The 22120-nt window shown below is 61.1% G+C and carries 21 protein-coding genes and 4 tRNA genes; 6 read left to right on the top strand and 19 right to left on the bottom strand.

Annotated elements, in window-relative coordinates; genetic code table 11:
• Nucleotides 1-58: 58 nt before the first annotated feature.
• The 10 genes from rplJ to QZ648_RS04410 all read right to left on the bottom strand — a co-directional run bounded on the left by rplJ (nt 59) and on the right by QZ648_RS04410 (nt 4747).
• Nucleotides 59-568 carry a 50S ribosomal protein L10 gene (gene rplJ / locus QZ648_RS04455; protein WP_291996226.1) on the bottom strand — a complete coding sequence of 170 codons (510 nt, stop codon included), beginning with the start codon at nt 566-568 and terminating at the stop codon, nt 59-61.
• A gap of 314 nt (nt 569-882) precedes the next feature.
• Entirely contained in the window at nt 883-1572 is a 690-nt protein-coding gene (gene rplA / locus QZ648_RS04450; RefSeq protein ID WP_169067182.1) for a 50S ribosomal protein L1, read from the bottom strand.
• 1 nt (nt 1573) lies between these two features.
• Nucleotides 1574-2005 carry a 50S ribosomal protein L11 gene (gene rplK, locus QZ648_RS04445; protein ID WP_046531769.1) on the bottom strand — a complete coding sequence of 144 codons (432 nt, stop codon included), beginning with the start codon at nt 2003-2005 and terminating at the stop codon, nt 1574-1576.
• Nucleotides 2006-2132: 127 nt separating this feature from the next.
• Nucleotides 2133-2666 carry a transcription termination/antitermination protein NusG gene (gene nusG, locus QZ648_RS04440; protein ID WP_291996225.1) on the bottom strand — a complete coding sequence of 178 codons (534 nt, stop codon included), beginning with the start codon at nt 2664-2666 and terminating at the stop codon, nt 2133-2135.
• Nucleotides 2663-3016, bottom strand: a complete 354-nt coding sequence (gene secE / locus QZ648_RS04435; RefSeq protein WP_169067181.1) for a preprotein translocase subunit SecE — start codon at nt 3014-3016, stop codon at nt 2663-2665. Before secE ends, nusG begins: the two co-directional genes overlap by 4 nt.
• A gap of 34 nt (nt 3017-3050) precedes the next feature.
• Nucleotides 3051-3126, bottom strand: a tRNA-Trp gene (locus tag QZ648_RS04430).
• A 52-nt stretch (nt 3127-3178) separates the two neighbouring features.
• Entirely contained in the window at nt 3179-4369 is a 1191-nt protein-coding gene (gene tuf, locus QZ648_RS04425; protein ID WP_169066514.1) for an elongation factor Tu, read from the bottom strand.
• A 49-nt stretch (nt 4370-4418) separates the two neighbouring features.
• Nucleotides 4419-4493: transfer RNA gene (locus QZ648_RS04420), tRNA-Thr, on the bottom strand.
• Between the two features lie 45 nt (nt 4494-4538).
• A tRNA-Gly gene (locus QZ648_RS04415) sits at nt 4539-4612 on the bottom strand.
• Nucleotides 4613-4662: 50 nt separating this feature from the next.
• Nucleotides 4663-4747: transfer RNA gene (locus QZ648_RS04410), tRNA-Tyr, on the bottom strand.
• Nucleotides 4748-4929: 182 nt separating this feature from the next.
• Here QZ648_RS04410 and QZ648_RS04405 point away from each other — a divergent pair.
• The 3 genes from QZ648_RS04405 to QZ648_RS04395 all read left to right on the top strand — a co-directional run bounded on the left by QZ648_RS04405 (nt 4930) and on the right by QZ648_RS04395 (nt 7827).
• Nucleotides 4930-6354 (top strand): FAD-linked oxidase C-terminal domain-containing protein, encoded by a 1425-nt coding sequence (locus tag QZ648_RS04405; RefSeq protein WP_291996224.1) that lies wholly within the window; start codon nt 4930-4932, stop codon nt 6352-6354.
• 84 nt (nt 6355-6438) lie between these two features.
• A complete protein-coding gene (locus QZ648_RS04400; RefSeq protein WP_291996223.1) occupies nt 6439-7230 on the top strand; it encodes a class I SAM-dependent methyltransferase in 792 nt (263 codons plus the stop codon).
• A gap of 147 nt (nt 7231-7377) precedes the next feature.
• The gene (locus QZ648_RS04395; RefSeq protein ID WP_291996222.1) at nt 7378-7827 is read left to right on the top strand and encodes a PhaM family polyhydroxyalkanoate granule multifunctional regulatory protein; all 450 of its coding nucleotides are present in this window, start codon (nt 7378-7380) and stop codon (nt 7825-7827) included.
• A 42-nt stretch (nt 7828-7869) separates the two neighbouring features.
• Here the strand turns inward: QZ648_RS04395 and QZ648_RS04390 are convergent, their stop codons facing one another.
• The 9 genes from QZ648_RS04390 to QZ648_RS04350 all read right to left on the bottom strand — a co-directional run bounded on the left by QZ648_RS04390 (nt 7870) and on the right by QZ648_RS04350 (nt 18116).
• On the bottom strand, nt 7870-9036 hold the full coding sequence (locus QZ648_RS04390) for a CaiB/BaiF CoA-transferase family protein (RefSeq protein ID WP_169066512.1): 1167 nt from the start codon (nt 9034-9036) through the stop codon (nt 7870-7872).
• Nucleotides 9033-9554, bottom strand: coding sequence for a hypothetical protein (locus QZ648_RS04385; RefSeq protein WP_291996221.1), 522 nt, complete (start codon nt 9552-9554; stop codon nt 9033-9035). Before QZ648_RS04385 ends, QZ648_RS04390 begins: the two co-directional genes overlap by 4 nt.
• Entirely contained in the window at nt 9551-10783 is a 1233-nt protein-coding gene (locus QZ648_RS04380) for an AMP-binding protein (RefSeq protein WP_291996220.1), read from the bottom strand. The genes QZ648_RS04385 and QZ648_RS04380 overlap by 4 nt, the downstream gene beginning before the upstream one ends.
• Nucleotides 10784-10885: 102 nt before the next feature.
• On the bottom strand, nt 10886-11698 hold the full coding sequence (locus tag QZ648_RS04375; RefSeq protein WP_291996219.1) for an ABC transporter ATP-binding protein: 813 nt from the start codon (nt 11696-11698) through the stop codon (nt 10886-10888).
• An 81-nt stretch (nt 11699-11779) separates the two neighbouring features.
• Nucleotides 11780-13120, bottom strand: coding sequence for an ABC transporter substrate-binding protein (locus QZ648_RS04370; RefSeq protein ID WP_291996218.1), 1341 nt, complete (start codon nt 13118-13120; stop codon nt 11780-11782).
• Nucleotides 13121-13217: 97 nt separating this feature from the next.
• Nucleotides 13218-14294 (bottom strand): branched-chain amino acid ABC transporter permease, encoded by a 1077-nt coding sequence (locus QZ648_RS04365; protein ID WP_291996217.1) that lies wholly within the window; start codon nt 14292-14294, stop codon nt 13218-13220.
• 15 nt (nt 14295-14309) lie between these two features.
• Complete coding sequence (locus QZ648_RS04360; protein ID WP_169066506.1) at nt 14310-15239, bottom strand: branched-chain amino acid ABC transporter permease; 930 nt, start codon at nt 15237-15239, stop codon at nt 14310-14312.
• Between the two features lie 136 nt (nt 15240-15375).
• Nucleotides 15376-16158 (bottom strand): ABC transporter ATP-binding protein, encoded by a 783-nt coding sequence (locus QZ648_RS04355; RefSeq protein ID WP_291996216.1) that lies wholly within the window; start codon nt 16156-16158, stop codon nt 15376-15378.
• Nucleotides 16155-18116, bottom strand: a complete 1962-nt coding sequence (locus tag QZ648_RS04350) for an AMP-binding protein (protein ID WP_291996215.1) — start codon at nt 18114-18116, stop codon at nt 16155-16157. The genes QZ648_RS04355 and QZ648_RS04350 overlap by 4 nt, the downstream gene beginning before the upstream one ends.
• A gap of 449 nt (nt 18117-18565) precedes the next feature.
• On the opposite strand from QZ648_RS04350, the gene QZ648_RS04345 reads away from it, so the two are divergent.
• The 3 genes from QZ648_RS04345 (at nt 18566) to QZ648_RS04335 (ending at nt 22114) form a co-directional block, all read left to right on the top strand.
• A complete protein-coding gene (locus QZ648_RS04345; RefSeq protein WP_169066503.1) occupies nt 18566-18886 on the top strand; it encodes a DUF485 domain-containing protein in 321 nt (106 codons plus the stop codon).
• Nucleotides 18883-20547: a cation acetate symporter gene (locus QZ648_RS04340; protein ID WP_169066502.1), complete on the top strand. Its 1665-nt coding sequence runs from the start codon at nt 18883-18885 to the stop codon at nt 20545-20547. Before QZ648_RS04345 ends, QZ648_RS04340 begins: the two co-directional genes overlap by 4 nt.
• A 154-nt stretch (nt 20548-20701) precedes the next feature.
• On the top strand, nt 20702-22114 hold the full coding sequence (locus QZ648_RS04335; protein ID WP_291996214.1) for a surface-adhesin E family protein: 1413 nt from the start codon (nt 20702-20704) through the stop codon (nt 22112-22114).
• Nucleotides 22115-22120 lie beyond the last annotated feature (6 nt).

The following is a 22120-nucleotide window of genomic DNA, read 5'->3' as shown; positions in this document are numbered from 1 at the left end:
AATAAACTCCAAAATCTGAATATTTGTAAAAGCTGACAGTGCGGTCTGCGGTCTGCGGTCAGGCGACCGCCTCCGCCTCCGGCTCTTCACGTTGTTTGGCCAAGGCGGCGAGTGCGCAGGCAAAGCCAGTCACGGGCGCCTGCATCATGCCCAGCAACTGGGCGAGCAATTCCTCGCGACTCGGAATTGCAGCGAGTCTTTGCACCCCAGCGACGTCGAGAAGCTCGCCAGCGTAGCTGCCAGCTTTCACGACCAGCTTGTCATTGGTCTTTGCGAAGTCGTACAGCACTTTGGCCGCGGCGACCGGATCCTCCGAGACGCTGTAAATCAGCGGCCCCGTCAGCTGCCCGGACAACTCGGCGAATGGGCTACCCTGCACTGCCCGACGCACCAGAGTGTTTTTCAGTACGCGCAGATAAACACCGGCAGCACGTGCCTGTGCACGCAAACGCGTCAGATGAGCCACCTGCAAGCCGGTGTACTCGGCCACGACTATCGTCTGTGCGCCAGCCACCTTGGCCGAAACTTCGGCCACGACAGCTTTCTTTTCATCAAGATTAAGACCCACAGGCCCTTCCTCCTATCAAGTCAACAGACGGCACATCCATCAGGATGCGCCGCACCCACGGCGACCTTGGATCAGGGCTTGCAGCGACGGCCAGAGCCGTTCGCTGCGAAATCCTTTTCTGGGCACACCATCTCTGCAGGCTGCTTGCACACTTAAACCTCTGGCAAAAACCTTCGGCACCTGCGGTCTTTGACGATCCATCAACGGCACCAGCAAGGCAGGCACCGCAAACGGCCCAACAAAGTTTCTGGCCGCAGCAGGTCACGACGTGGCCTACTGCGGCACTACGATTATTGCTATCCCGTATTCTCTACCTACAGGGTGGACGCATCGACGCGAACCCCGGGCCCCATGGTGCTGGAGACGGCAATGCGCAGCAGATACTGCCCCCTGGAGCTTGCCGGCTTGGCCTTGATCAGCGCATCGATCAGCGCCTTCAGGTTGACCAACAAGCGGTCAACGTCAAACGATGCACGCCCGATGGTGCTGTGGATGATCCCGGACTTGTCGGTGCGATACTGTACCTGCCCGGCCTTGGCATTCCTGACCGCGGTCGCCACATCCATGGTCACCGTCCCGACTTTCGGGTTTGGCATCAGCCCGCGCGGCCCGAGAATCTGACCCAGCTGACCAACGACGCGCATCGCATCCGGCGTGGCAATCACGCGATCAAAGTTCATCACCCCGGCCTTGATCTCGGCGGCCAAATCTTCGAAACCGACGATGTCTGCGCCCGCCTCGAGAGCCGCCGCAGCCTTCTCACCCTGGGCGAACACGGCAACGCGGATCGTCTTACCCGTACCGGCCGGCAAAACGACCGAACCGCGAACGATCTGATCCGACTTGCGAGGATCGACGCCCAGACAGACGGCGACATCAATCGACTCGTCGAACTTGGCTGTAGCAAATTCCTTGGCCAGTTTCAGCGCCTCACCGACTGCCAGGCTGTTTGTGCGATCGACCTTGCCCGTAAAAACTTTTTGACGCTTGCTTAGCTTCGCCATCTCAAAACCCCTCCACGGTAACGCCCATCGCGCGGGCACTGCCGGCGATCGTACGAACTGCTGCATCCATGTCAGCCGCCGTCAGGTCGGGCATTTTCTGTGTCGCAATAGCTTCGCACTGCGCACGGGTCAGCGTGCCGACCTTGTTCGTCAGCGGCTTCGGGCTACCCTTCTGGAGGCCAATGGCCTTCTTGATCAAAACGGTCGCCGGCGGCGTCTTCATGATGAAGGTGAAGCTCTTGTCGGCGAAGGCGGTGATCACCACCGGAATCGGCAGACCCGGCTCCATGCCCTGCGTCTGGGCATTAAATGCCTTGCAGAACTCCATGATATTCAGGCCACGCTGGCCGAGCGCCGGACCGATCGGGGGCGACGGATTCGCCTTGCCCGCAGGTACCTGCAATTTGATGTAACCTGTGATTTTTTTTGCCACGCTAGGAATCTCCTATAGACGGGTTCAAACGCGCTCGTGACGGCGCTCCCCAAACGACAAACGCGGCCCGGGAGCCGCACTACTGCGGTGCGCCACGACTGCCACGCACCGCAACCCACTTTCTGGATCAGGCTTTCTCGACTTGAGCGAACTCCAACTCGACCGGCGTCGGGCGACCGAAGATGGTCACCGACACACGCAGACGATTTTTCTCGTAGTTCACCTGCTCGACCGCACCATGAAAATCGGTAAAAGGACCGTCCTTGACGCGGACAATCTCGCCCGGTTCGAAAAGGACTTTCGGACGCGGCTTCTCAACGCCCTCCTGGATCTGCTGCATGATCTTGTCGACCTCCTTCTGGGAGATCGGCGTCGGCTTGTTGGCCGTGCCTCCGACAAAACCGGTGACCTTTGGCGTACTCTTGACGAGGTGCCAGGAGTCGTCATTCATTTCCATTTCGACCAGCACATAGCCGGGGAAAAATTTTCGCTCGGAAATGCTCTTCTGACCCATCTTGAGCTCGACAACCTCCTCGACCGGCACCAGAATCTGGCCGAAGGCATACTCCATCTCCTGCCGCTGAATGCGCTCGAGCAGCGCGCGCTGCACACTCTTCTCGAAGCCTGAATAGGCGTGCACGACGTACCAACGCATACTCATGATTGTCTCCAGCCAAGAACCAGATCGTAGAGAACCCACTCCAGACCCTTGTCGGTCAACCAGAGAAAGACCGCCATCACCACTACAAACGCGAACACCAGACCGGTGGTCTGGACGGTTTCCTTGCGCGACGGCCAGACTACCTTTTTCGCTTCGGTGGTCGCATCCTTGGCAAAGCCGAAAAACTGACGCCCCGGCTCGGTCTGCCAGGCGACGGCGACGGCCAGCGCCGCTCCGCCCAAGACAGCAAGAACACGCAGGATCATCGCCTGCTCGGCGAGCAGGTAGAAGCCAGCGATACCGGCGACGAGCAGCAATACCGCCAACGCAAACTTTAACTTATCGGCCATGTGGTCCGCTTTGCTTACTTCTTTGATTACTTATTGGCAGGGGCAGAGGGAATCGAACCCCCAACCTTCGGTTTTGGAGACCGACGCTCTGCCAGTTGAGCTATGCCCCTGCGGCAGAGACTAGGGGCGCCCACAATGCAGCGACCCCCGTCTTTCTTGAACCTACTCGATGATTTTTGCAACCACGCCGGCACCGACGGTACGGCCACCTTCGCGAATAGCGAAGCGCAGGCCTTCTTCCATGGCGATCGGCGCAATCAGCTTGACCGTCATCTGGATGTTGTCACCAGGCATCACCATTTCAACACCTTCAGGCATCGAGATGGCACCGGTCACATCCGTCGTGCGGAAGTAGAACTGCGGGCGATAGTTATTGAAGAACGGCGTGTGACGACCACCCTCTTCTTTCGACAAGACATACACCTCACCCGAGAAGTGGGTGTGCGGCTTGATCGAACCGGGCTTGGCCAGCACCTGACCGCGCTCGACGTCTTCACGCTTGACGCCGCGCAGCAGAACACCAACGTTGTCGCCCGCCCGACCTTCGTCGAGCAGCTTGCGGAACATCTCGACGCCGGTGCAGATGGTCTTCACCGTCGGCCGGATACCAACAATCTCGACTTCTTCACCCACCTTGACGATGCCGCGCTCGACACGACCGGTAACTACCGTACCGCGACCGGAGATCGAGAAAACGTCTTCGATCGGCAGCAGGAACGGCTTGTCGATCGCGCGCTCGGGGGTCGGAATGTAGCTATCCAGCGCATCCGCCAGCGCCAGCACCGACAGCTCACCCAGCTCGCCGAGGTCACCCTCAAGGGCCTTTAGGGCAGAACCCTGGATGATCGGCACGTCGTCGCCCGGGAAATCGTACTTGGAAAGCAGCTCGCGCACTTCCATATCCACCAGCTCGAGCAGCTCGGCATCATCAACCATGTCGCACTTGTTCAGATAGACAATGATGTACGGTACGCCCACCTGGCGGGCCAACAGAATGTGCTCACGCGTCTGCGGCATCGGACCGTCAGCGGCCGAGCACACCAGAATCGCGCCGTCCATCTGCGCGGCACCGGTGATCATGTTCTTCACGTAGTCAGCGTGACCCGGGCAATCGACGTGCGCGTAGTGGCGCTTTGCCGTCTCGTACTCGACGTGCGCGGTATTGATCGTGATCCCGCGCGCCTTCTCTTCCGGCGCCGCATCGATCTGGTCGTAGGCTTTGGCGGTACCGCCATACTTCTTCGACAGAATGGTCGTGATCGCCGCCGTCAGCGTTGTCTTGCCGTGGTCAACGTGCCCAATCGTGCCAACGTTGACGTGCGGCTTCGTACGTTCAAATTTTCCCTTGGCCATTACCGGTACCTCAAGACGTTAAAATTAGTGAATCTACGGCACCAAACAGTGGTGCCCATGGACAGAATTGAACTGTCGACCTCTCCCTTACCAAGGGAGTGCTCTACCGCTGAGCTACATGGGCGGTGTGCGCGATGCCTGAAGCTGTTCTGCGGTCACAACGCCAACGTGGAGCGGGTGAAGGGAATCGAACCCTCGTCATAAGCTTGGAAGGCTTCAGCTCTACCATTGAGCTACACCCGCAAAACCATTACCCGAAGCACGCTAAAACAAGACCGCCAACAGCGGCATTTTGGTGGAGGGAGAAGGATTCGAACCTTCGAAGGCAGAGCCGTCAGATTTACAGTCTGATCCCGTTGGCCACTTGGGTATCCCTCCAGCTCAGAACCCAGGATTCTGGCACCTGGGAAAATAACTGTCAAATTGTTTTTCGAGCAGCGCAAGATTATAGACGAGAAGCAAAGGCCGCGTACAGCTCTTTTGACACTTTCGCGTACTCAAGGGCGTAAAATCGCTTGCGTCCCTTTCCGTAGCACGAAAAAAAGGATCCTCCTGGCGCGATGAGCCCCTCACTGAACAGTCCTTTACCCAAGCACCCGCCTCTCGCTGAGGATCTCGTGGCGACCCTGAAAGACCACTTCGGCTCGCGTTTCTCGCAGGGCGAGTCGATTCGCATGCAGCACGGACGGGATGAGTCGGTACACGAAGCGGCTCCGCCCGATGCTGTTTTCTTTGCCCGCAGCACGCAAGAAGTTGCGGACGTGGTCAGGCTATGCCATCGGCAGCAGGTGCCCATCATCCCCTATGGCGTTGGTAGTTCGGTCGAAGGACATGTCCTGGCGATTCACGGCGGCATCACCATCGATCTTGCCGGGATGAACCGCATCCTGGCCACGCATAACGAAGATCTCGACGCCACGGTCGAAGCCGGCGTCACGCGCCTGCAGCTGAACGCATCCCTGAAGGGCAGCGGGCTATTCTTTCCCATTGACCCAGGTGCAGATGCCTCGCTCGGCGGCATGGCCGCAACACGCGCCTCGGGAACCAACGCCGTGCGCTACGGCACCATGCGCGACAATGTCCTGGGCATGACGGTGGTCCTGGCCGACGGGAAAATCATCAAGACCGGCGGCCGGGCGCGAAAGTCGTCGGCCGGTTACGACCTGACGCGCCTACTGATCGGTTCCGAGGGGACTCTGGGCATCATCACCGAGCTGACCGTCAAGCTGCATCCGATCCCCGAGGCCATGTCGGCGGCAGTCTGCGCCTTTCCTGATGTCGAGGCAGCGGTAGACACGGTGATCGAGACCATCCAGTTGGGCGTGCCCATGGCGCGCATCGAACTGCTCGATGCGCTGACCATTTCGGCAGTCAACCGCCACAGCCATACCACGCTGCGCGAGCTACCGACACTGTTCTTCGAATTCCATGGCAGCCCGGCGGCGGTCAGCGAACAAGCGCAGATCGTGCAGGGGATTGCCGGCGGTTTCGGCGGCCAGGAGTTCGCCTGGGCGACGCACAACGAGGACCGTTCGCGCCTGTGGCAGGCCCGCCACGACGCCTATTTCGCGTGCCTGCAGCTCAAACCAGGTTGCCGCGCCTTGCCGACCGACGTCTGCGTGCCGATTTCCCGGCTCGCCGAGTGCATCCAGGCGACCAACGAAGACATCTCCCTGGTGTCGATCCCGATCGCCCTTTTTGGCCATGTTGGCGACGGCAACTTTCACCTGGTGGTGCTGGTGGACCCTACCAGCGCGGCCGACATGCACGCCGCCGAATGGATCAACGAACGCCTCGTCGAGCGGGCGCTGGCGATGTCGGGAACCTGCACCGGCGAGCACGGCATCGGCATCGGCAAGACCCGATTCATGGTGCGCGAACACGGCGCAGAGGCGATCGCCGTAATGCGCGCCATCAAGACAGCCCTGGACCCGACGAATCTGCTCAACCCAGGCAAGGTTCTGCCACCCGGCACGGCCAGCTGAGCCAGCAGGCCGGCAGCGCGGGCCATGCGCTCATGCAGCCCTGCCGACATTCCACCGCAGCGCCCAATCCTCCGGAGCAAGAGCTTGTCTTCACCCGCACCCGAATCCACTGACGCCGTGCCGCCCGTCTTTGGCTCGCAACTTCGTCAACTGGCCCTGCAACTCGCCGCGACGCTCGCCGTGCTGTCACTGGCCTGGCCATACTACGGACTGCGCAACGAGCCGCTGCCGTGGCCACAAACCGCTCTGGCCATAGGCGCCACCGCACTGCTTTTCGCCACTCTCACGCGTCAGGCCTGGTGGTGGCGGCTAATCCACACGCTCTTCGTACCGCTGGCGTGGTCGGCTTCGATGATCGGCATTGACCCGGGCTGGTACCTACTGCTGTTCTTCGTGCTGCTACTCGTCTATCGCGGCGCATTAGGTGGCCAGATACCGCTCTTCCTGTCCAACGCCACCACCGCGGCAGCCCTCGCCACGTTGACCCGCGAGCTCCCCGAGATGCGCTTTCTCGACCTTGGCGCCGGCGTCGGCAGCGTACTCGGTCCGCTCGCCCGGCAGCGGCCCGATGCGCACTTCACCGGCGTCGAGAATGCCCCAGCGGCCTGGGCCTGCGGACGCCTGCGCATGGCCGGGCTAGCCAACTGCGACTGGCGTTGGGGTGACCTCTGGCGCACCGAACTGAGCGCCTACGACGTCGTCTATGCCTTCCTCTCGCCGGTTCCGATGGCCGCCCTCTGGGAGAAGGCGCAGCGGGAAATGCGCCCCGGAACGCTGTTCATCAGTAACAGCTTCGCGGTGCCCGATGTCGCCGCCGAGCAGGTCATCGAAGTCGACGACGCGTGCCATACGCAACTTTTCTGCTACCGCCTGTGAGCGCGCCGGGGCGACGCTTCATGCGCACACCGAGCTCGGCCGCTACGGTTGCCAGCAAGCAGCGATTCGCAACAATCGGCACCCCACCCCAGAGACGGTGAAACTTTGCTAACATGACCGATTCCATCACCACCGGAGCCGAAAAAAATGTCCAGTAACGATTCTCTAAGCGATCCGATGAGCTTCGCAAAAAAAATGTTTGGCAATATGGGCTTTTCCTTGCCGGGCATGATCACCCCGACGCTGGACGTTGAGGAAATCGAGAAAAAGGTCAGGGATCTTAAAGCGGTCGAGAGCTGGCTGAAAATGAATTTGTCGATGCTGCAAATGACAATCCAGGGCCTCGAAATGCAATGTGTGACGCTCAACGCTGTGCGCGCAATGGGCCAGATGGGAGCCAATTTCACGCCTGGTGCCGCTGGCGGAAGCGATGACGCGCAGCCGGGACTGCTCGGTGCGGCAGGCGGCGCTGACGCCCTCAAGCAAGCGGCGATGTGGCCCTGGACCATGATGCAGCAGATGCAGGAACAGATGAAGCAGGCTGCGGCCGCCGCGCAACAGGCTGGGCAAAGCGACGACGAGGCGAAGAAACCCTAAGCGGAAAAAAGCCGGGCAGCACGTGCCGGCCGGGCCGCGGCGTCAGATGATCGACGCCGCGCGCATCGCGGTGATCTCACTCTCCGCAAACCCCGCCTCGCGCAGGATCTCCTCGCCGTGCTCGCCGGCAGCGGGCGCGGCGCGCTCGACCGCAAAAACCCAGCCCGAGAGCTTTACCGGCGGCGCGTACTGGACAACCCCGTCAGCGTGCACCACCATCTGACGCGCAACAAACTGCGCATGCTCGAGAGCCTCCGCCACCGCGAGTACCGGCGTCACGCAGCAATCGATGTCGGCAAAGAAGTTGCTCCAGTCGGCCTGTGTGCGACTCGCAAAGAGGGTCTCTATTTCCGCGCGCAAGGCAAGCGCGGTCGCGCCGCGCACAGCGTGCAGGGGCTTCCAGTCAGGACGTTCCAGTGCCGCACAGAAGACGTCCCAGAACTTCTTCTCGAGCGGCGCGACAGCCATGTAGCGACTATCCGCTGTGGCGTACACCCCATAGCCAGGGTCAGCTCCGGTAAGCAGATCGCGCCCGCGCTCGGGCAGGCCGCCAGCACTCTGCATCGCGAACAGCGGAAAAAGGTTGTGTGCCAGAACCGCGTCGCTCATCGCCACGTCGACCAGGCGACCCTGGCCACTGCGCTGAGCATCGAACAAGGCCGCGAGAATACCCATAACGGCGCTCATCGCGCCGCCCAACAAGTCGCCCATCTGCAGATTGGGGATCGCTGGCGGCCCCCCATCGACACCAATCTGATCGAGGACACCGGCCAGGCCAATGTAGTTGAGATCGTGCCCGGCGGCCATCGCCAGCGGTCCACTCTGGCCATAACCGGTGATCGCGCAATAGACCAGCTTGGGGTTGATCGAGCGCAGCGCCGGATAGCCGATGCCGAGCCGGTCGCTGACCCCGGGCCGGAAACTCTCGACCAGCACGTCGGCAGTAGTCGCCAGACGCAGCAAGACTGCCTGCCCCTGTTCTTGCTTGAGGTCGAGGCGTAGACCGCGCTTGTTGCGGTTGACGCTGCGATAGAAAGCACTGACACCCGCCGGACCCTCGCCGAGCAAGCGCGCGTAGTCGCCAGGCCCGTGATCTTCGATCTTGATAACATCGGCGCCCAGGTCGGCCAGATGCAAGCTCGCTACTGGCCCGGGAAGCAGACGGCTAAGATCAAGAACACGCACCCCGCGCAGCGGTGCGCCACTCATCGCTCGCCCTCGCAGCCCTCGAGCCAGGCCGCATCCATGTCGATCAGCGCCCCCTTCCGCAGGGTCTGCTCCAGGAACTGACCGCGGAACAGCCATCCTGTCGTGCCGTGCTGATGCGACCACGGCGTTTCCCATTCGGCGACCAGCACCTGCACGCGCGTCACCTCGACCTCCCGGGGCAGCGTGTCCACAACGCTCACGGAAGCCGGCTCGACGCAAGGCATCGCGGCTGCCAGGCGCGCGTGGTCGGCTACGGTATGGGCGGCAGCGGGTTTGCCGATGTGTGGACAGCGATCAAGCTGCCACCGCTGGCGGGAAAGCGCGGCGATCGAGCCTTTCAGCCAATAGGTCGGTGCCTTCAGCAGCCGGCCGGCGCCGCCCTCACTGAAGATCACGCAGTCACCAAGCTGCGGCCCGGCGGACGCAGCAGAGAAAGCGCTTGCCGCCGGCGCAGCGTCGTCAGCGAGCAGCGCCGCGGCCAGCAATGAACCGGCAACGACGGCCAGTACACGCCTCATTCGTAGCGGCGCAGGTCTTCGATCACCTTGCCGTCGTTGGCCAAGGCACCCGCAGCCTGGAAGGCTACCTCAGCACGCAGCTTGGTGAGCTCACGAATGCTGGCCACCACCGCCGCCTGCAGTGCGTCCGAGGGCTGCGCGACCTCGCAGTACAAGGTCATTCGATCCTGACCGCCGGCATTGTCGACCACCAGCCGGGCGCGACCAATTTCGCCGTGTCGCGCGACAAGCGCCGCGACCTGCGAAGGGTGTACGAACATCCCCTTGACCTTGGTCGTCTGATCCGCGCGCCCCAGCCAGCCCCTGATGCGCACATTGGTCCTGCCGCAGGGGCTGGTTCCCGGCAGAAAGGCCGAAAGATCGCCGGTAGCAAAGCGAATCAGCGGGTAATCCGGATTGAAACTGGTCACCACCACTTCGCCGACCTCCCCTTCGGCCACCGGATCGCCGGTACCGGGACGAACGATTTCGAGCAGCACCTCTTCCTCGACGACCAGCCCCTCCTCACTCGGCGTCTCATAGGCAATCAGGCCCAGATCGGCAGACGCATAGGCCTGGCGCACCACAATGCCGCGCGCGTTGAGCAGCTTGCGCAGCGTCGGCGGCAAGGCTTCGCCCGAAACGACCGCCTTGCCCAATGAGCTGATATCGGCGCCTAATTCGTCGGCTTTGTCGAGAATGATGCGCAGAAACGAAGGCGTGCCGACGTAGGCCGCCGGCTTGAGGTCGGCAATCGCCTGCACCTGCATATCGGTCTGGCCGACGCCGGCAGGAAAAACCGGACAACCGAGCTTCTGCGCCGCGCCTTCGAGCATGAAGCCGGCCGGCGTGAAATGGTAGGAGAAAGTGTTGTGCACCAGATCGCCGGCCCGGAACCCGGTGGCAAAGAGAACGCGCGCGAAACGCCACCAGTCCTGGCCACGGCCCTCGGGGTCATAGATCGGACCCGGCGAAGCAAAAACCCGTGACAAGCCGGCCATTGGCGTCACCGGCAGACCACCGAAAGGCGGTGCCGCGCGTTGCAGTTCGCCGAGCTCGCTCTTGCGCGTCACCGGCAGTGTTGCCAGTGCGGCGCGTGAATCGATGCTGTCGGCGGCAAGGCCAGCAAACAGCTGGCGCCAGTACGCTGACTTCCTCTGGGCATGCTCAAGCTGCTGCGACAGGCGTCCCATCAGCCAGGCTTCGCGCTCGGCCGGCGAGCGCGTTTCGAGAGAATCGTAGTAATCCATGGCTTGTCACTCACACGATAAGAAAATTCGCAGCAAACAGTGAAGACAGCCCGCCATGCCGCCGCCGAAGCAGACAGCGCCACGTGGCAGGCCACGGGCGGTTCAGGAAAGCCAGCGCTTGCGACGACGATAGTGCTTGACGTCTTTGAAGCTCTTGCGCCCGGCCGACGACAGCCCGAGGTAGAACTCCTTGACGTCTTCGTTGGCAGCGAGCTCCTTGGCTGCACCCTCCATCACCACGCGGCCGTTTTCGAGGATGTAGCCAAAGTCTGCGTAGCGCAGCGCCATATTGGTGTTCTGCTCCGCGAGCAGGAAGGTCACGCCCTCCTTCTGATTGAGATCCTTGACGATGCCGAACACCTCATCGACGATCTGCGGCGCCAGACCCATTGATGGCTCGTCGAGCAGCACCATGCTTGGCTTGGCCATCAGCGCCCGGCCGACGGCGCACATCTGTTGTTCGCCACCCGAGGTGTAGGCCGCCTGGCTGCTGCGGCGCGTCTTCAGGCGGGGAAAATACGAATAGACCTTTTCCAGCGTCTCGTTGATAGCCGCCTTGCCATCACGGCGCGTGTAGGCCCCAGTGAGCAGGTTTTCCTCGATGCTCAGATGGCCAAAGCAGTGCCGCCCCTCCATCACCTGAATGACACCGCGTTTAACGAGGTCGGCCGGCGTCAGCGCCTCGATGCGCTCGTCGCGCAACTCGATCGTTCCTTTGGTGACTTCGCCGCGCTCGCCGTGCAGCAGATTGCTGACCGCGCGCAGGGTCGTCGTCTTGCCAGCACCGTTGCCGCCGAGAAGCGCCACGATGCCGCCTTCGGGAACGCTGAAGGAAACGCCCTTGAGAACCAGGATCACGTGGTTGTAGATGACCTCGATACTATTGACTCGGAGAAGGATGTTGGCAGTGCTCATGGCGTCTCTTCGCTCAGCGGGCCGCCCTCCCGCAAGCGGAAGGGCTGACAAAGGACTCGCGGTGACGAGTCCGCCGGGGAATTACTTGTTGCACTCCTCTGGCGTGCGCGGCGTCAGGTTCTTCTCTTCCGCGTACTTGCCGGAGGCGAGCATGACCATCGGACGCAAAGTCTTGTCGTCGGCCTGATACCAGTCTGGGGAAACGAACTCCCACTTTTTGCCGTTCCAGGTCTGAATGCGTACCCACGACGATCCCATATGGTCCAGGCAGGAAGTCTGCACCGGACGCATCACGCCGGCAAAGCCCATGGCATCGAGCTTTTTCTGGTCGAGATCGAGATGCTCGAGACCCCAACGCACCTGCTCGCCAGTCATCACCTTACCCTTGCCGTAGCGCTCCTGCGCCTTGCGAACCCCTTCGACAGCGAGCATCGCCGAAATCAGGCCACGCATATAGAGCACGTCGCCGACCTCCTCTTTTGGTCCGGTCCCCTCACCCTTGGCGTGCAAGGCAGCAAGAACGTCCTTGGCGATCTTGGAATTGTGCTCGGCGCCATGCTGCAAGGTCAGCGCGCTATAGCCTTTAGCCCCTTCACCAACGTCTTTGACATCGGGTTCGGCACCCGCCCACCAGATGCCCAGCATCTTGTTGCGCGGATAGCCGGTCGCCTGCGCCTCACGAAGAGCGGTCGAATTCATCACCCCCCAGCCCCAGAGCAGAACGTAGTCGGGCTTGCTCTGCCGGATCTGCAGCCAGGTTGCTTTCTGCTCGACGCCGGGGTGTGCCACGGGCAGCAGTTGCACCTGGAAAGCATGCTTCTTGCCCAATTCCTCAAGGACCGGAATCGGTTCCTTGCCGTACGGACTGTCGTGATACACCAGAGCGATTTTCTTGCCTTTCAGCTTGTCAACGCCGCCTTCCTTCTTGGCGATGTACTGGATGGCAACGTCAGCGCCAACCCAGTAGGTGCCAAGCAAGGGGAAGTTCCAGGTAAAGACCGCGCCGTTTGTTGATTCGCTACGGCCGTAACCGGCGGTGATCAACGGGATCTTGTCTTTCGGTGCCTTTTCGGTCAGCGCAAAGGTAACGCCGGTCGACAGGGGCTGGAAGGTCGTCGCACCGCCGTGCTTGGCTTTCAGGCGCTCGTAGCACTCGACGCCGCGGTCGGTGGCGTAACCCGTCTCACACTCCTCGAAAATGAGCTTGACGCCGTTGATACCGCCCTGCGCATTGACCAGCTTCAGGTAATCAACATAACCGTTGGCCCAGGGAGCGCCGTTTGGAGCGTAGGCGCCGGTACGGTAAACCAGGACCGGAAAGTACTGTTCCTTGGCCTGCTGCGCCACCGCCGGCGCGGTCGCCAGCGACGACAGGGCGATGGCCCCCAGCGAAGCAGTAAGTACGAGCTTGCTTAAGTTCATTCGTGTCTCCTCTTATTGAAATGGCGATACCCCTGCAACAACACCTGCGCCTGCGACAAACTCCATTACAAATGTGAAGCGGCCCGCTACCCGCGCCTCAGTGTGGGAATGGCCAGAGCCGCAGCTTTTCCTTGCCGGTCGACCACAGGCGCGCTATGCCGTGCGGCTCCTTGATCAGGAAGAAGACGATCAGGCCGCCGAAGATGATCAACTCGGCGTGCGAGATGCCAGCGGTCGATATTTCGACACCGACCAGGTCCCCGATCGCCGGCAGCAGCTGATTCAGCGCGATCGGAAGAACGACGATGAATGCCGCGCCGAAGAAACTGCCCATGATCGAACCCAGGCCACCAATAATGACCATGAACAGCAACTGGAACGAACGATCGACCGAGAAGGCGGCCGGCTCCCACGAGGCGAGGTGTACAAAACCCCACAGCGCGCCGGCCGTGCCGACGAAGAAGGAACTGACGGCGAATGCCGAGAGCTTGGCAAACAGCGGCCGAATTCCGATCACTTCGGCAGCCACATCCATGTCACGGATCGCCATCCACTGCCGACCGATGGCGCTACGCGTCATGTTCTTTGCCATCAGTGCGAAGACAGTCAGGATCGCCAGGCAAAATAGATACTTGTTGAGCGGGTTGTTGATCTGCCAGCCCATCACCTGCAGGTTGGAAACCGAAACCGAGCCCGATGAGGCATTGTCCGTAAACCAGGGAACGCGCAGAAAAACCCAGTCGGTGAAAAACTGCGCCGCCAGGGTGGCAACCGCCAGATAGAGGCCGCGCACGCGCAAACTCGGAATCCCGAAGACGATGCCCACGGCGGCGGAAGTCAGGCCGCCAAGCAGCAGAGACATGAGCAAGGGCATGCCTTCGACACGAATGTGGAAGTTGTACGCCGCGTACGCCCCGACGGCCATGAAGGCGCCGGCACCGAGCGTAATCTGCCCGCAGAAGCCGACCAGGATATTGACCCCGAGCGCGGCCAGCGACAGGATTACAAAGGGGATGAGGATGGCGCGGAACATGTACTCATCGACCAGCAGCGGAACGGCAACAAACGCGAACACCAGGATGCCGATGATCGCCCAGCGGTCCTGGGTGATCGGAAAAATCTGCTGATCGGCGGCGTAAGAAGTCTTGAACTGACCGTTTTCTCTATATAGCACTTGCCTGCTCCCCGATTAGACGCGGTCTATGATCTTTTCACCGAACAGGCCTTGCGGCCTGACCAGCAGAAAGAGCAGAGCCAGTACGTAGGCAAACCAGATCTCGATGCCGCCGCCAACCATCGGCCCGATGTAGACCTCGGAGAGTTTCTCGCCGACACCGATGATCAATCCGCCGATGATGGCGCCGGGAACCGAAGTCAGGCCGCCCAGAATGACCACCGGCAGCGCCCGCAGGGCCACCGTCGACAACGAGAACTGGACCCCGAGTTTCGAACCCCAGATCACACCGGCGACCAGGGCAACCAGACCGGCGACGCACCAGACGATCACCCAGATGCGGTTCAATGGAATGCCGATCGATTGTGCCGCCTGATGGTCGTCGGCCACCGCCCGCAGGGCCCTCCCGGTGGTCGTCTTCTGGAAGAAAAGGGTTAGCAGGCCGACCAGGACGGCGGCGATCGAGGCGGCGATGAAATCCTCCTTGTTGATCAGCAGGCCGCCTGCGAAAGTCCCTTCGAAGAGAAACACCGGATCCTTGGGCATGCCGACGTCGATCGTATAGATGCTGCTGCCGAAAAGGCTGCTGCCGACGCCTTCGAGAACATAGGCAATGCCCAGCGTAGCCATCAGCAGCGTCGCGCCCTCCTGATTGACCAGGTGGCGCAAGACCAGGCGTTCGATCAACCAGGCGACGACGAACATCAAGGCCCCGGCGACGACGAAGGCTGCGGCGGTTCCCAGGTACGAACCCTCAAGGCCGAACCAGCCCGGAATCCACTCCGCAAAACGGGCCATGGCCAGAGCGGCAAACAAGACCATCGCCCCCTGCGCGAAGTTGAAAACGCCGGATGCCTTGAAAATCAGCACGAAGCCGAGCGCCACCAGCGAATAGAGCATGCCGGCCATCAGGCCACCGATCAATGTTTCCAGGAAGAAACCCATCGCATCACTCCTTACCGTGGACGTCGCGTAGGCGACTCACAAACCTCCCTTCTCGCCCCTGTGGCAGAAGGGCTGGGGGAAGAGGGGGGACGGTCATCCCTTTCATCATCTGGGGTTTCTCGACAGGTCATGACCGTTAGTGGCTGGCGCCGAGATAGGCGCTGATGACGTCCGGATTATTGCGGACCACGTCCGGATCACCGTCACCGATCTTCTTGCCGTAGTCGAGAACGACGACCCGGTCGGAGATATCCATCACCACCGCCATGTCGTGCTCGATGAGCACGATGGTCGTCCCGAACTGGTCATTGACGTCGAGAATGAAGCGGCACATGTCCTGCTTTTCTTCGACGTTCATACCGGCCATTGGCTCGTCAAGCAGCAGGATGCTCGGCTCCATGGCCAGCGCGCGACCGAGGTCTACGCGCTTTTGCAAACCGTAAGGCAGTCGTCCGACCGGCGTCTTGCGAATGTGCTGGATTTCGAGAAAGTCGATCACCTCCTCAACCTTGGCGCGATGCTCGAGCTCCTCGCGTCGCGCCGGCCCCCACCAGAAGGCCTGTTGAATCAGGTTGCTCCTGATTTTCAGGTTGCGGCCGGTCATCAGGTTGTCGATGACGTTCATTCCCTTGAACAGGGCAATGTTCTGGAAAGTCCGCGAGATCCCGGCCTGGGCAGCCTTGTAGGGGTTCATTTTCGTGAACCGCTGACCGCGCAGGATGATCTCGCCCTCCTGCGGCCGATAGACGCCGTTGATCACATTGAGCATCGAACTCTTGCCAGCACCGTTGGGGCCGATGATCGCCCGGATCTCGTGTTCGCGCACATCAAACGAGATGTCGGTCAGCGCCTTGACGCCGCCGAAGGACAGCGAAACCTGTTTCAGGTCGAGAACGACCTCGCCGATCTGCCGACTCATGACGCGGCCCTCCCGGCAATAGCAAAGGTTTTCAGATCCCGGATCACCAAATCGGCGGCAACCTTGCCTTGCCGCCCGTCCTCGAACTTCACCGCCGTTTCGATGAACTGGCTGCCCTTGCCAGCGTAGAGCGCGTCGATCAATACCCCGTACTTCTCGGCGACGAAACCGCGGCGCACCTTGCGCGTGCGCGTCAACTCGTCATCATCGGGATCGAGCTCCTTGTGCAGGATCAGGAAACGATGAATCTGCGAATCGGCCAGCGGACCTTCGCCAAGCAGCTCGGAATTCACCTGTTCGATCGACTCCTGGATCAGCCCATAGACCTCCACCTTGGCGGCCAGATCGGTATAGCCCGAATAGGCGATGCCGCGCCGCTCGGCCCAGTTACCAACCGCGCCGATGTCGATGTTGATGAACGCACAGACCATCTCGCGGCGATCGCCGAAAACCACCGCCTCCTTGACGAAGGGGAAGAACTTGAGCTTGTTCTCAATGAAGTTGGGCGCAAACATGGCGCCGTTGGCCAGTTTGCCGACATCCTTGGCGCGATCGATGATCTTGAGATGCCCCTCGTCGTCGAACATGCCGGCGTCACCGGTCATGAAATAGCCATCGGCATTGATCGCGTCGGCAGTCGCGTCCGGCCGCTTGTAGTACTCCTTGAGCAACATCGGACCCTTGACCAGGATTTCGCCGTTGTCGGCAATCTTCACCTCGACCCCGGGTGCCGGCTTGCCAACGCTGTCGAACTTGATCTCGCCGTCGGGTTGCAGACAGACGTAGGCACAGGTTTCGGTTTGCCCGTAGAGCTGCTTGAGGTTGATGCCGATCGAGCGGTAGAAACGGAAGAGGTCGGGACCGATCGCCGCGCCGGCGGTATAGGCGACGCGCACGCGACTCAGTCCGAGGACATTCTTCAGCGGCCCGAAAACAAAGAAGTTGCCCAGTCCATAAAGCACGCGATCAGCGAAGGACACCGCTTTGCCATCGAGAATCGCGGTACCGCTGCGCCGCGCCACGGCCATGAAGTAGTGGAACATCTTCTGCTTGATGGCGCTGGCGTCTTCCATGCGGATCATCACCTGCGTCAGCAGGTTCTCGAAAACGCGCGGTGGTGCGAAGTAGTAGGTCGGGCCGATTTCGCGAAGATCGTTCATCACCGTCTCGGCCGACTCCGGGCAGTTGATGGTGAAACCGGTGATCATCGCCTGCGCAAACGAAAACAGATGGTCGCCCACCCAGGCCATCGGCAGGTAGGAGAGAATGTCTTCGTCGGCTGTCAGATGATCGAAATCGGCGCCACCGCGGGCAGCGCTGATGAAGGCGTGGTGCGTCAGGCACACCCCCTTTGGCTTGCCGGTCGTCCCCGAGGTATACAACATGACGCTGACGTCGTCGGCGCTGCCCGCCGCGACCTCGGTGGTCAGCAGATCGGGATGGTTGCGGTTGTGTATCCGCCCCATCTCCATCAGCTCGCGCACATCGTGGATGAAGGGCTGCGTGTAGTGGCGCATGCCGTGCGGATCGTCGTAGAAGACGTGGCGCAGTTGTGGCAACTGCTCCTGCAGTTCGAGCACCTTGTCGACCTGCTCCTGGTCTTCGACGAACAGGAAGCGGACTTCCGCGTCGACCAGAACGAAAAGCATCTCGTTGGCCACGGCGTCCTGGTAGAGCGGCAAGGGCACCCCGCCAAGGCACTGTACGGCGCTCATCATCATGTACATGCGCGGCCGGTTGTCGCCGACAATGGCCACGCTCTCGCCCCGCTTGAAGCCCATTTCGACAAGGCCGCAGGCCAGGGCGCGCACCTCGTCGGCAACATTTTGCCAGGTCCAGCACTGCCAAATCCCGAGGTCCTTCTCGCGCATGGCCACCTTGCCGCCGCGCACTTGGGCATGCTTCAACAGCAAGCGCGGAAAGGTATCCAGCGCTGGCGACGACGCACTTTCCGGCATATTGTCTCCTCCGGTGCATTCACGGCCGTTATCGTGACGGCACGCTTTTGCTTATATTGTTCTGGACGATTCTAGTCTTTTTTTTTCGCCAGTCATTGTGCAATGCAGTATCACCATCAGCAACTGCCGTACCGGCAAGGCCGCCAGCTGCGTGGGACTGTCGGATGGCAGCTGCTTCGGCGAAGCTTTGCTGCTCACGAACCAAGCACGCCGCGGCAGCGCCTCCTCGACCTCGACGGACACTGCAACTTCGCTGTCTGGCGCAAGGCAGCGCCAGCCCCCTTCATCGGCAGAGCCACTGCGCGGGAAAAACCACTCGGGAGAGCAGTGGATTGAACCACGCAGGGATCTAGGTTAGTATTCGACGCCCCGAGGGGAGTGGTCTTGTCAACATCTGGAAAATTGGTTTCACAATTATTTCGCAAGACAAACAAGGAGGATAAGTACAAATGAGTAGTGTTATATACGATCGAATTCGGCGCAATCCGAAGTTCGACCAGCTGGTTCAGAAGCGAGGGAGCTTCGCCTGGACCTTGTCAGCCATCGTGCTGGTTATTTTCTACGGCTTCTTCTTGCTGGTCGCCTTCAATCCCAAGATGCTCGGGCAACCGATCGCCGAGGGGTCGATGTGGGCCATCGGCTATACGGCCGAAATGGTGATGTTCGTCTTTTTCTGGCTTCTGACCTTCCTTTACGTCCGCCGCGCCAATGGCGAGTTTGACGACCTGACGGCCGAAATCATCAAAGAAGCACAGAAGGAGACAAAATGAGCAAGCGATTTACAACGGCACTCGCCCTGCTCGCTTTCGCCGGCCTGGCGGTGGCCGCGGGCCCCGCCCTGCAAGGCGAAATCAAGACGCAGCCCACCAACTGGCACGCGATCATCATGTTCCTGATCTTCGTGACCCTGACCATGGGCATCACCTACTGGGCAGCCGGCCGCACCAAGTCCACCGCTGACTTCTATACCGCCGGCGGTGGCATTACCGGCTTCCAGAACGGCTTGGCAATCGCCGGCGACTACATGTCGGCGGCGACCCTGCTCGGTCTCACGGCGATGACTTTCAGCCGCGGCTACGACGCCTACATCTACATGATGGCGTTCTTTGCCGGCTGGCCGATCATCCTCTTCCTGATGGCTGAACGACTGCGTAACCTGGGCCGCTTCACCTTCTCGGACATCACCTCCTACCGTCTCGACCCGAGCGTGCGGACGATGGCTGCGCTGTCGTCGCTGGTGGTGGTGATCTTCTACCTGATTGCCCAGATGGTCGGCGCCGGGCAGTTGATCAAGCTGCTTTTCGGCCTCGAGTACAACTACGCCATCTTCGCCGTTGGCATCCTGATGATGGTCTATGTGACCGTTGGCGGTATGGTGGCGACGACCTGGGTGCAGATCATCAAGGCCTGCCTGCTGCTCTTCGGCGGTACGCTGGTGCTGATTCTCGGCTTCTCACAGTTCGGCTTTTCGCTGACCACCCTGCTCGAAAAAGCGCAGGCGGTTCATAAGCAGGGTGCCTCGTTGATGGCACCGGGTAGCCTGCTCTCGGATCCGGTGACGGCGCTCTCCCTCGGTCTTGGCCTGATGTTCGGTACCGCTGGTCTGCCGCACATCCTGATGCGCTTCTTCACCGTCGGCAACGCCAAGGAAGCCCGCAAGTCGGTGCTCTACGCTTCCGGCTTCGTCGGTTTCTTCTTCAACGTCATCTTCCTGATGGGCCTGGTTGCCATTCTTCTGGTCGGTCAGAACCCCGAGTACTTTGAAGGCGGTGACATCAAGGGCGCGCTGATCGGTGGCGGCAACATGGTCGCCATGCACCTGGCGCATGCCGTCGGCGGCAACATGCTGCTCGGTTTCCTGGCGGCGGTTGCCTTCGCCACCATCCTGGCGGTGGTCTCGGGCCTGGCCCTGGCCGGCGCTTCGGCAATCGCGCACGACATCTACGCGCGCGTGATCCGTAAAGGCGAATGTACCGACAAGGAAGAGATCAAGGTCTCGCGGATGGCGACCATCGCCCTCGGCATCCTGGCCATCATCCTCGGTATCGCCTTCGAGAAGCAGAACATCGCCTTCATGGTCGGTCTGGCTTTCGGTGTCGCAGCCGCTGCCAACTTCCCGGTCCTGATTCTCTCGATGTACTGGAAGGGGCTGACCACTCGCGGCGCACTGTGGGGCGGCTACGGCGGCGTCATTTCCGCGGTCCTCTTCGTCGTCTTCTCGAAAGCGGTATGGGTCGACGTGCTGCACAATGCAGCGCCGCTGTTCCCCTACACGCAGCCGGCGCTGTTCGCGATGCCCATCGCCTTCTTCCTGGCCTACGTCTTCTCGGTCTCGGACAGCAGCGCCCGGGCAGCCAAGGAACGTGACGCTTTCGAAGACCAGTACGTACGTGCCCAGACCGGCTTTGGTGCTTCCGGTGCCAGCCACTAAGTAGTCGATCACCAGCCTCACGCAAGCAAACCCTGGCGGCGCCAAACGGCCCGCCAGGGTTTTTTTTTGCCTGCCAGCTCGCCAAATCGCCTAAAGTTTCATGGAAACTGTCCGTGAACAAATTGATGCATAGCGCGAATTGAGGGAGTTCCCCATGCTTTCAGACCTCAGGCTTCTTGCCATGGCTCTCGTGGCCATCGCGCCTGTAGCGGCTTCCGCAAGCTGGCAGCTCATTTCCGACGAACCGGGCCGGCGCGTCGAGCTCGACCGAGCCAGCATCAAGAAAGTCGATCAGGGCAAGACCGAAGCACGCGGGCGAATCGTCCTCGACAAGCCTATCGTTGATCCGAGAACCTCTTCGTCCTACCGCATCGTCGAAGCCGTCAACCGTTACGACTGCGCGACGCGCAGCTACAGCACTCTGCAACGACGCTACTTCAAGGTCGAAGGTGAACTACTGCGTGCAGAGGAGGTCAAGGTGCAGGTCGAAATGCCCGTGCGTACTGGCATGCTCGACGATAAGCTGCTGCGCGAAGTCTGCCGACCCAAAGCAGGAAACGACGCCCTCCAGGCGGCCAGAAAAACCGCCGAGAAAGTCAGCGCGGCCGCCGGCGAACTACGCAAGGCCAACGAGGCCCTGGTGCGCCAGGAAGTGCAACGAGCCAACCTGAACACGCGCGCCGCGGAAAAGACGGAGCCCGAAGAAACGCGAGCTCCCGCCCGCCAATCCACCACCACAGCCGCCACAGTCACCGCATCGACCACGGCCGCCGCACGCCGGCCGCCGAGGCAGGTCGCTGCTACACGCCTCGCCGACGCGCACCCAGCCAGCTCGCCAGCAGGCAGCAGCATGGGTGAATCCAAGGATCTCCTCGCCGCCTACGCGCACGCGCAGATTCCATGGTCCTACGAAGGGGAGGGTCGGCCCGAAAACTGGGGCAAGCTGCGGCCCGATTACGCCACCTGCGCCAACGGCAAGCGGCAGTCGCCGATCGATATCCGCGACGGTTTCCGCGTCGATCTCGAGCCGATTCGCTTCACCTACCGTCCCTCGCAATTTCGCGTCATCGACAACGGCCACACGGTACAGGTCGATGTCGGCGGCAGCCACATCGGCCTGCTCGGCAAGACCTACGATCTGGTGCAGTTCCATTTTCACCGACCGTCCGAAGAACGCGTAGACGGTCAATCCTTCGAGATGGTCATCCACCTGGTGCACAAGTCGGAGGACGGCGATCTGGCCGTCGTCGCCGTGCTCCTCGAACAGGGCCTGGAAAACCCGCTGATCCAGAGTGTATGGAACAACCTGCCACTGGAAAAGAACGAATACGTGCAACCACCCGAGCAGGGCATCGATCTCGCCAGCTTGATTCCCGAGGACCGCAGTTACTACACCTACATGGGGTCCCTGACCACCCCCCCCTGTAGCGAAGATGTCCTCTGGCTGGTGCTCAAACAAACGCAACAGCTGTCCCCCGAGCAACTGCGGATCTTTTCGCGCCTCTACCCCTACAACGCCCGACCGGTGCAGCCGAAGCATTCGCGAATGATCAAGGAGTCGCGCTGATCGCGG

Origin of the sequence: Candidatus Accumulibacter sp. ACC012 (genome assembly GCF_907163155.1) — a bacterium.
GTDB lineage: Bacteria > Pseudomonadota > Gammaproteobacteria > Burkholderiales > Rhodocyclaceae > Accumulibacter > Accumulibacter delftensis.
Note: the sequence above shows the minus strand (reverse complement) of the source record. Positions and strands in the feature narration are given on the sequence as shown.